This window comes from Pseudomonadota bacterium, assembly GCA_039818985.1.
Taxonomy (GTDB): domain Bacteria; phylum Pseudomonadota; class Alphaproteobacteria; order Sphingomonadales; family Sphingomonadaceae; genus Alterisphingorhabdus.
Map to the genome: position 1 here is coordinate 2,142,582 of JBCBSU010000001.1, position 10,075 is coordinate 2,152,656.

General features: G+C 59.9%; 7 protein-coding genes. All 7 read right to left on the bottom strand.

Features of this window, described 5'->3' with window-relative positions:
* Nucleotides 1–7: 7 nt before the first annotated feature.
* Nucleotides 8–2,059, bottom strand: coding sequence for a heme-binding protein (locus tag AAFX04_10280; GenBank protein ID MEO1045815.1), 2,052 nt, complete (start codon nucleotides 2,057–2,059; stop codon nucleotides 8–10).
* Nucleotides 2,059–3,525, bottom strand: a complete 1,467-nt coding sequence (locus tag AAFX04_10285) for a multiheme c-type cytochrome (protein ID MEO1045816.1) — start codon at nucleotides 3,523–3,525, stop codon at nucleotides 2,059–2,061. The genes AAFX04_10280 and AAFX04_10285 overlap by 1 nt, the downstream gene beginning before the upstream one ends.
* Before the next feature lie 140 nt (nucleotides 3,526–3,665).
* Complete coding sequence (locus AAFX04_10290) at nucleotides 3,666–5,099, bottom strand: aldehyde dehydrogenase family protein (GenBank protein MEO1045817.1); 1,434 nt, start codon at nucleotides 5,097–5,099, stop codon at nucleotides 3,666–3,668.
* A 92-nt stretch (nucleotides 5,100–5,191) separates the two neighbouring features.
* Entirely contained in the window at nucleotides 5,192–6,838 is a 1,647-nt protein-coding gene (locus AAFX04_10295) for an acetolactate synthase large subunit (GenBank protein MEO1045818.1), read from the bottom strand.
* A 191-nt stretch (nucleotides 6,839–7,029) separates the two neighbouring features.
* On the bottom strand, nucleotides 7,030–7,974 hold the full coding sequence (locus tag AAFX04_10300) for a D-2-hydroxyacid dehydrogenase (protein MEO1045819.1): 945 nt from the start codon (nucleotides 7,972–7,974) through the stop codon (nucleotides 7,030–7,032).
* A gap of 14 nt (nucleotides 7,975–7,988) precedes the next feature.
* A complete protein-coding gene (locus tag AAFX04_10305) occupies nucleotides 7,989–8,465 on the bottom strand; it encodes a TM2 domain-containing protein (protein MEO1045820.1) in 477 nt (158 codons plus the stop codon).
* 105 nt (nucleotides 8,466–8,570) lie between these two features.
* Nucleotides 8,571–10,034, bottom strand: coding sequence for a cysteine--tRNA ligase (cysS, locus tag AAFX04_10310; GenBank protein ID MEO1045821.1), 1,464 nt, complete (start codon nucleotides 10,032–10,034; stop codon nucleotides 8,571–8,573).
* Between the last annotated feature and the right edge of the window lie 41 nt (nucleotides 10,035–10,075).

Consider the following 10,075-nt stretch of genomic DNA (forward strand, 5'->3'; position numbering starts at 1 on the left):
GTCACCTCTACAAACCCTCGCAGACATTCTGCGCGGCGGTGTCGAGAAACGGCGCGAACGGGCAATTGACATAGCGCAGCCGCACCTGTGCATTGCCGAGATCGACGACAATGCGGTCGGCGCGGATATCCTTGGGGGCGTTGCCCAGCGCACCATTCAGCCGCACACCGGCATTATGCAAACCCAGAAAGCTGACCATATCGTCCTGGTCGATACCATCGCCCGAAACGCCAATGCCGCCGATAAGCTGATTGCCGCGATAAATCGGTACTGAACCCGGGAAAATCTGGATACCGTTCTGCAAACGGTTGCGGCCAGCCGAATAGGCCGGAAGCTGGGTACAGCGCTGCGGCGTATCGGCAGATGCGCCATTGCTGCGAATGAATTCGACATGCGCGCCAACATTGGGCGTCACCAGATCAGTCTGCAATCCCGTGGCAAAGGGGCTGAAATCCCCGATCGGAACCGAAAGCGGTCCGGGCGGACGACCGACCTCACCGTCGGGAAAATAAGGCCGCGACAAATTACCACCCGAACGGTCGGCAAAGGCGAAGGTGCCGGTCAGCGCCGTCTGGTCGCCAAGGAAATTGCGCACCGCTGCGACATAGGAAGGGACATCAGCGACACCCGGAACCGCTGGTGTGGCCAACAGCTGGTCAGCGGCGCGAGTACTGGAGAAAAACGCTGCGGTCCGGGCCTTTTGCAGCGACACATCGGTGCCGAAAATCGGGCCATCGGGCGAGCGAACAATGCCGAGTATCTGGCCATTGGTATCGACCAGTGAAATCGTCGCCTGCATCCGGCTGTCGAGCGGCCGGCGGATCTGTGCCCGTGCCCGGCTGAGCACGGTGAACGCCTCTTCGAGTATGGCGCGCACTTCAGCACTGGTCAGCGGCTGGTTGACCACAGCGCCGTCAGTGCCGCCACGGATCGGAAAGCGGTTATTCCCGGCGCCATCGGTCAGGACAAAGGCATCGGGGTTGGTAAATTCATTGGCCCGTGCGGCGCGGATGCCCGAGGCTTCGCTGCCATAGGCAGTGCCCGCGACAATGATGCCATTGGTATAGCCGGTGACGGTGATCAGATTACCGGCACTGCCGTTGATTGCGGGAAAGTTGTTCTGCAACGCGCCGATATCGCCGGTATCGGCATCGCTGAAGCGCAACGATGTACCGTCCACCGTAATCCGGTTTGCACGGATCGCGCCGGGCGCGGCAAAGCCCTGACTCGCGGCAATGGCGATCGCTTCTTCGTCATCCTTGTCACGGTCGAGAATATTGGTGTCAAAGCCATAATCGCCATCGCCCATGATGCCGACTCCACCGACCAGAACGCCATTTTTATAGAGTGGTAGCCCACCTGGATCAGCAGCCAGACCCAGCGGTGAGCGTTTGGGGCCGATAAAGGCACTGACCCCGCCACCGGGGGCGAAACGCTGCGACAGGTCGGAACAGGGCAGCTGGCTGAACTGCACCCCGAAAAGCGGCCCGCTTTCAAGCCCCGGCGTGGTCGGCGCCGGCGGGAAATGCTGCTGCACGATCTGGCTGGCCGTGCGTGAGGTAAAGGCATTGCCGCCGCTCGACAGATAGGCACCGGTGATTGCCTTGGCGATAGCGGCGGCGGCATTGGGCACCATCGCGCCCTGCAGTCCGGTATCGCCGCTATTGCCACTATCACCGGTCACCGTGCTCAGCCGGGTTTCAGCCGGGGCACCATTCATCCGAAACACCGCGAGCACATTACCGACACGATCAACCACGGCAATGTCGGCCGGCAGGTTGCGCGACTGCGCTTCACCCACCGCTTGGGCGATAATCTGCTGCACATCAGTGACCGTAAGCGCCACCAGCGGCGGTGGCGCAAAAAGACCACCCGGTGGCGGCGCGGGTGCTGGAGCAGGCGCAGGAGCCGGATTTGGTCCCTGTATCGGCGGCGGATTGCCGCCACCGCCGCCATCACCACCACAGGCGGAAACGCTCGCCAGCACCAGCGCCGATGACAGCGCCATGCCGGTGGCACGCCGCAGCCGCAAGCGCCAATATGCCTTGCTCTGGGTCATTATTTGAGCGTCCTGATAGTCTGGACTGAACGGCCAAGCGCGCGCCGGAACGATGTCGGCCGGAATGCATTGGGCTCGGCGACAGCGGCATAGGCCTCGTTGATCTGGATACGCAGCGCATTGGCGGCACGCGCCGACACCGCGCCATCATTGACCAGTCCGGAGAGCAGTGTATCGACCGCCATCACCGATTGCACCGCCCCCTCATAATCGGTGAAGCGCGGCGATATTGCCTCGCTGGCAATGGTCTCCATGATCGCAAAGGTCTGGGCCCGGGTAAATGTGCTGCGGGCGAAACGATCGGCAAGCCGGCGGGCAAATTGCTGCAGCTTGCGGCCTTCGGTCACCGCCGCCTGACGCCCCTGCCCCATGGCGGCGTGAAAAGCACGGGTGCGCGCATCATAATCCTTTGCCAGATCGGGCGCGACGACACGCACTGCAGCCGCCAGCATGATCATATTCTCGTCATTATAGGGCGGCATGCCGGTCGGGATTGGCCGTCCCGGATTATCGAGAAATGCCGGGCGCGCATCGGGGTCGTCATAGATGCGGCGATGGCAGCTATGGCAGTCATAGAAATAGAATTCCGGGAACAGGCCCTCCATGGCAATTCCGGGTCGGGCGAACAGGTTGAGCGACCGTTCGAGCGCCATTGCCTGTCCAACAGCCCAGAAGCGGACCGAGGATGGTCTGCCCTTGCGCTGGACATAATCGCCGTCGACATCATGATGCTGTTGCAATGTCGAGAACAGGTCGAGCTCGAACGAGATACGCGGATGGCCGGCGGCCATGATGCGGTGGTCGACAAACTGACCCTTGTTGGTGCTGCCGAAATGGCAGTCGAGGCAAACGCTGGCACGAGCCTTGGGGTTATCGAGCGGGATCAACCCGCGACCGACATTGTCGCCATGGTCGGCACCCACGGCATAATGGCTCGAGAGCCAGCCCGAAGAGGCGCCATGACAGGCCTCGCAGCCAACGCCATCGTCAAGCTGAAAGCGCGGCCCGGTGGCATGTGCCGGAGTCGCGTGGCAGCCGAGGCACATTTGCGCCGAGCGCGGATCGCCAATGCCGAGCTTCTTGCCAATGGCCAGGCTGCGTGCCTCGCCCAATACCCGGAAAGCCCGGCTATGCGCGCCGCCAGGGGTCGATTCCTCCTGCCAGCGCATCAGTTCATCCTGGCGCACAATCTCGCCATCAGCCTCATTGCGGCCATGGCAGGTCGAGCCGGCGCAGGTGGCAACGCCCATATGCTTGCCGCGTATTGCCTCGCTCGCGGCCTGCGCCTGCACCGGTTCGGGCGCCGCCAGGCCTATGATGAAAATGGTAATGAGGGCAAAGATCGCCATTGCGGCTGCGAGCAGCAAGGCGGGAACATAGCCGATGCGGCTTTGAGACGCGACCGCAGCAGCGGAAACAGCGTCACGGTGCGCGGCGTGGCCACGCTCTTTCTCTCCATCCTGCATCGTTATTACCTGCTCGGCGGCTTGGCCACCGGCCCCTCAAGTCCAACGATGCGACCCCATCTTATGTTCTTGTATTAAACCTGTTTCTTCCCCCGCTTGCAAGGGAGAATGCTGATTATTTATCCCGTCTTGCCATGGCCTTATGTGCGCCGGATCACCAAATTGCGAATTTCTGTCATATCCTCCATGGCAAAGATGATCCCCTCACGCCCCAGCCCGGAATCCTTGACGCCGCCATAGGGCATATTGTCGACACGATAGCTCGGCACGTCATTGACCACGACACCGCCGACATCGAGCGTATCCCAAGCATCGAGCGTCTTGAACAGATCGCGGGTGAAGATACCCGCCTGCAAGCCGAACTTGCTGTCATTGACCTCGTCGAGCGCCGCGCCGAAATCACTGAATTTCGACAATATTGCCAGCGGGCCGAAGGCCTCCTCGCGCACTGCGTCGCAATCGCGCGGAACATTCTCCAGCAATGTTGCCTCGAGCATCGCACCGTCGCGCCTGCCCCCGGTGAGCAGCGTCGCGCCCTTGGCAATCGCATCCTGAATCCAGCCATCGAGCCGCATCGCTTCCTTCTCGCTGATCATCGGTCCGACAAAGGTATTACGATCCTTGGGATCACCGGCGATGAGCGTCGCGGTTTTTGCCACCAGCATGTCGCGGAAACGGTCATAGATTTTTTCGTGGATGATGATCCGCTGTACCCCGATACAGCTCTGCCCGGACTGGTAGAACGCACCGAAGATCACCCGTTCAAGCGCATCATCGAGATCGGCATCCGCGTCGATGATCACGGCGGCATTACCACCCAGTTCCAGCACCACCTTTTTCTTGCCCGATTTGGCCTTGAGGTCCCAGCCAACACCGGGCGAGCCGGTAAAGGAAAGCAGCTTCAGACGCTCATCCTCGGTAAACAGATCGGCACCATCGCGGCTGGCGGGCAGGATTGAAAAGGCCCCTTTGGGGAGATTGGTTTCCGCCAGCACCTCGCCCATGATGATTGCGCCGAGCGGTGTTTTCGATGCCGGTTTCATCACAAACGGACAGCCCACAGCAATTGCCGGGGCGATCTTGTGCGCCGCCAGGTTGAGCGGGAAGTTGAACGGCGAAATAAAGCTGCACGGGCCGATCGGCACCCGTTTCCAGATACCCTGGTACCCGCGTGCACGTGGCGAGATATCGAGCGGCTGGACCTCACCGGTCATCCGCACCGATTCCTCTGCCGCAATGCGGAAGGTGTCAATCAGTCGTGTGACCTCGCCTTCGCTGTCCTTGATCGGCTTGCCCGCTTCGACGCACAGCGCATAGGCCAGCTCGTCGAAGCGTTCCTTGAAGCGGTTGACACAGTGATTGAGCACATCCTGTCGCTCATAGCTTGCCATCCGCGCCATCGGCTCGACTGCGGCGACAGCACCGGCAATGCCCTGATCGATCACATCGGGGGTCGCCAGGGCGGTGCGGAAGGCAACCTCACCGCTATATTTGTCGGTGACCTTCAGGTCGGTATTGGGCTGCGCTGCCTCGTTATTGAGATAGAGCGGGTAAATGTCTTTGAGTTTGGTCATGATTTCCAGTCCGTTCGGGCTGAGCCTGTCCAAGCCCTGCCTTGATTACCAATAACGGCCCTTCGACAAGCTCAGGGCGAACGGTTTTGCACTCACACCTGCTTGCTCAGTTCCTTGATCTTGATGTTCAATATCTCGTCATTCTCGCTGTAATCCACCGGGCAGTCGATCAGATGCACGCCATCGGTCGCCAGACAATGGTCGATGGTCTGTTTGAGATGCTCGGCACTTTCGATGCGATAGCCATTGGCGCCATAGCTTTCGGCATATTTGACGAAATCGGGATTGTCATAGGTCAGGCCCCAGTCCTCGAAGCCCATATTGGCCTGTTTCCAGCGGATCATGCCATAGCTGGAGTCGTTGAGAATCAGCACGGTGACATTGAGTCCGAGCCGCACCGCCGTCTCCATTTCCTGGCTGTTCATCATGAAGCCGCCATCGCCACAGATGGCCATCACCTTGCGCTCGGGATAGAGCATCGCCGACATCATCGCCGAGGGCAGCCCCGCCCCCATGGTCGCCAGCGCATTGTCGAGCAAAACCGTGTTCGCCTTGTGCGCATTGTAGTTACGGGCAAACCAGATTTTGTAGACGCCATTGTCGAGCGCGATGATGCCGTCGCCGGGCATGGCATCGCGGATGACCTTGACCAGATGCGGCGGGAAGATCGGGAAGCGCTGATCATCATCGAGGCTATCGGTATGCACCTTCTCGGCGGCCCGCGCCTTGTACATCGCATCGAAATTCCAGTCGGACGAGACGATGATATCTTCCTTCATCTGCCAGATGGCGTTGCCGATATCGCCGATGACCTCGATCTGCGGGAAATAGACCGGATCAACCTCGGCGGAATTCATCGACACATGAATAACCTCGGCACCACCGGCTTCCATGAAGAAGGGCGGTTTCTCGATTACGTCATGACCGACATTGACGATCAGGTCTGCCGCCTGAATGGCGCGATGGACAAAATCACCCGCCGACAGCGCGGCACAGCCCATAAACTCGTCACGCCGTTCATCGACAACACCCTTGCCAAGCTGGGTGGTGACAAAAGGAATGCCCGTCTTTTCGATAAACTGGGTCAGCATTCGCCCGGTGATGGTACGGTTGGCACCGCCGCCCAGCACCAGTATCGGTGCCTTGGCGCTTTCCAGTTTCTTCACCGCAGCGCGCACCGACTTGGCTTCGGCAACCGGGCGGCGGGTCAGGCTGGGCGGAATCGGCGTCGACTCGGTCTCCTCCGCCGCGACATCCTCGGGAAATTCGATATGCGTGGCGCCCGGTTTTTCTTCTTCGGCCAGCCGGATCGCCTCGCGCACCCGGCTGGGAATATTATCCGCACCGGCCAGCTGATGGGTGAATTTCGTGATCGGCCCCATCATGTCGACGACATCGAGAATCTGGAACCGGCCCTGTTTCGAATGCTTGATCGGCTTCTGCCCGGTGACCATCAGGATAGGCATACCGCCAAGCTGGGCATAGGCGGCGGCAGTGACCAGATTGGTAGCGCCGGGGCCAAGCGTTGCCATGCACACGCCGGTCTTGCCGGTATGGCGGCCATAGGTGGCGGCCATAAAGCCCGCACCCTGTTCATGACGCGTCAGGATCAGCTTGATCTTGTCGGAGCGCGACAGGCTGTCGAGCATGTCGAGATTTTCCTCGCCCGGAACGCCGAAAATATATTCAACGCCTTCTTCTTCCAGACACTGGACGAACAGGTCAGATGCTTTGGTCATGATTACTAGGCCTCCCTCTCTCAGCGGACATAATGCGTCTTGCGGACGACCCGTATGATCGACAGCATTATGGTGAGTCGCTGTCCCCCGGATATTCTCGTTACTGCATAAGCAATTATCGGTGGAATGTCACCCGGCAATGGCAATGATTTCAGGCACCTGCCAGCGCCCAGTCACAGCAGGCGGCCAGATCAATAACCCAGCGTCAGGTCGACCCGGTTTTCCAGCGGTTCACCGGCGACATAGGCCGCGGCATTGCGCAGAAACAGCGCCGCCGAACGCGGGAACATCTTCTGCTGCGCCCGGCCCGACAGATGCATCGATAGCTGGACATTGGGCAGCGACCATAAGGGATGGTCTTCGGGCAAAGGTTCGGGCGTCGTGACATCGAGAAAGGCGCCAGCGATCCGCCGCGCTTCGAGCGCCGCGATCAGCGCAGGTTGATCGACACAGTCACCGCGCGCAATATTGACCAGAAAGGCCTCGGGCTTCATCGCCGCAATTGCATCGCTTCCGAGCAAGGCGGTGGTCTCGGATGTCGACGGCGTGGCGAGGATGATCCAGTCAAATTCACCGATGCGATTCTGCCAGTCACCGGCGCCCCATATGCCCTGTTCGGGCCGTGCGGTGCGGGCGACGCCGGTGACCTCTACACCGAAGCCGCGCAGCCTTTCGCCAATCGCCCGACCAATGGCGCCATAGCCGACAATCAGCGCTTTGCTGTCATGGAGTTCGACGGTGCCGGGCGAAGCGGTCAGCCATTCGCGCCGATCAGCGGCGCGCACCACATCGGGATAGCCCTTGGCAAGGCTGAGCATGCCCATCACCGCATATTCAGCAACCGCAATGGTGTTGATGCCGACACCATTGGTCACCATGGTGCCGCGGGCAGCCAGTGCCTCTACCGGAAAATGATCGAGCCCGGCATAGATGGTCGATACCCATTTAAGCCGCTCACCCGCGAGCAGCACATCCTTCATCGCCCGCGGATCGTTCATATCGACCCAGCCAATATCCGCATCGGCAATTTCGGCTTTCGCCTCTTCGGGCGTCATGAACCACAGCGGCTCTATCCCGGCGGGCAGTTTGCCTTCGAGCAAAGGGCGTATCAACGCCGATATGACCGCTTTTGCCATAACCCTATGCCGCCTCAGAACCAGGGACGGCTGTTGCGGACATATTTTTCCTGAAAATCCTCATCGCTGGTTACGAGGTAGATGATGAACTCGATAAAGGCGACGAGGCTGACCCCCATCACCACGAAGATGCCAATGATGATGATGCTCAGCACAAAACCGATCAGCGTCGCCGACAGCATGGCAATGCCTGCACCATTATAGCCGAGATAGAATTTGTGGACGCCAAAAGGGCCGAGGAAAAAGGCCAGCAGTGCCGCGACAATCTTGCTCTTTTCGCTGTGTGCCGTGGCCGGGGTAACAGCACCATTATCGACACGAAACACGCTGAGTGCATCCTTGCCGTTGACTTCGAAATCGACGAGCGCGCCTATCGCCGGTGGCGCCTGCGCACTCCAGTCTTCCTTGCCGAACTGGTATCTCTGGCCGTCATCACCGGAAATCTGGCCTTTTCCGGTGACACGATCAACGCCAAGAATCTTGCCGCGCATAATCTCCCTCTCGTGAATCGTCGCTGGCCGCCAGAGTAGAGAAAAGCCGCGCCGCGAGGCAAGCGCGATCTGTCTGACATGCCAGCTTTTAGACGGATGACAATGTCAGACGGACAAAATCCAGTCCCAGCCCAGCGGATCGCCGTCCATGACCTCGACACCTCTGGCCGTCAGCTCGTCGCGAATGGCATCAGAGGTAGGAAAATCCTTTTCTGCGCGCGCTGCCTTGCGCCGCGCCAGCGCATCCTCGATCTCGCTTTCGGTGATGACCGCATGCTTGGGCCGGATGCGCAGATCGGCGCGGCCAAACCCGAACAGGTCGAGCCCGAGCACCGCATCGATATGCTCTATGACCGCACGCTTGATTCCGGCATCGACCTTCTTGACCGCCAGCGCCTCCTCCAATGCGGTCAGGGCGATCGCGGTGTTGAGGTCGTCGGAAATGGCAGCATCGAACCGCTCGAGTATCGCGGCGAATTTCGGATGATCCATCCTGTCCGCCGGCACCGCATCGGCCAGCCTTTCGGCCGCCATCACCATCCGCTTGAGCCGGGTCAGCGCCGCCAGCAGATTATCCCAGCCAAATTCCAGCTCGGACCGGTAATGCGCCTGCAGGCACATCAGCCGGTACGCCAGCGGATGGAAACCCTTTTCGACGAGCAGTGGCACTCGCAGAAATTCACCCGATGATTTCGACATTTTACCGGTGCGGTCGATCAGGAAATTATTGTGCATCCATATGCGCGCGCCGCTGTGGTCGCAGCAGCCAAAGGCCTGGTTCTGCGCAATCTCATTGGGGTGATGGATCTCGCGATGGTCGATGCCACCGGTATGGATATCGAAGGGAAAACCGAGCAGCGCCTCGGACATGACCGAGCATTCGAGATGCCAGCCCGGCGCACCCTTGCCCCAGGGCGAATCCCATTCCATCTGGCGCTTCTCGCCCGGCGGCGTCTTGCGCCATATGGCGAAATCCTGGGAATTGCGCTTGCCTTCGACCTTTTCGATACGGCCCTCACCTTCCTCGGTCGCCGCACGCGCCAGGCTACCATAACCGGCCACGGTCGAGACATCGAAATAAAGGCCACTGTCAAGCTCATAACAATGTTTGGGGGCGATCCCCTTGGCAAAGTCGATCATCTGGTCGACATAGTCGGTGGCAATCGACCAATGCGCAGGCTGGCGGATATTCAGCGCCTTCACGTCATCCCAATAGGCCTCGGTATAATGGCGGGCGATATCCCAGATCGATTGCGCCTTCTCTGCCGCCATCTTCTCCATCTTGTCCTCGCCATCATCGGCATCATCGGTAAGGTGACCGACATCGGTGATGTTGATGACATGGGTGAGTTTATAGCCCTTGTAGCTCAGCACCCGCCCCAGCGTGTCAGCAAAGACATAGGCGCGCATATTGCCGATATGCGGATAATTATAGACTGTCGGCCCGCATGAATAGACCCGCGCCTCGCCGGGATGCACCGGGTCATAAGGCTCCAGCGTCCGGGTCAGGCTGTTATACAGGTTCAGCGGCGCGCCGACGGGCGTAGGAGATAATGTAACATCAGACATGGATGCTGCTGTGTTGCAAGCCGCGGCCAAGGTCAAGCATC

Excerpts from the sequence above, each read along its gene's own strand:
- AAFX04_10295 (MEO1045818.1), bottom strand. The coding sequence starts at position 6,838 with ATGACCAAAGCATCTGACCTGTTCGTCCAGTGTCTGGAAGAAGAAGGC.
- AAFX04_10305 (MEO1045820.1), bottom strand. The coding sequence starts at position 8,465 with ATGCGCGGCAAGATTCTTGGCGTTGATCGTGTCACCGGAAAAGGCCAG.
- AAFX04_10300 (MEO1045819.1), bottom strand. The coding sequence starts at position 7,974 with ATGGCAAAAGCGGTCATATCGGCGTTGATACGCCCTTTGCTCGAAGGC.
- AAFX04_10285 (MEO1045816.1), bottom strand. The coding sequence starts at position 3,525 with ATGCAGGATGGAGAGAAAGAGCGTGGCCACGCCGCGCACCGTGACGCT.
- AAFX04_10290 (MEO1045817.1), bottom strand. The coding sequence starts at position 5,099 with ATGACCAAACTCAAAGACATTTACCCGCTCTATCTCAATAACGAGGCA.
- cysS (MEO1045821.1), bottom strand. The coding sequence starts at position 10,034 with ATGTCTGATGTTACATTATCTCCTACGCCCGTCGGCGCGCCGCTGAAC.
- AAFX04_10280 (MEO1045815.1), bottom strand. The coding sequence starts at position 2,059 with ATGACCCAGAGCAAGGCATATTGGCGCTTGCGGCTGCGGCGTGCCACC.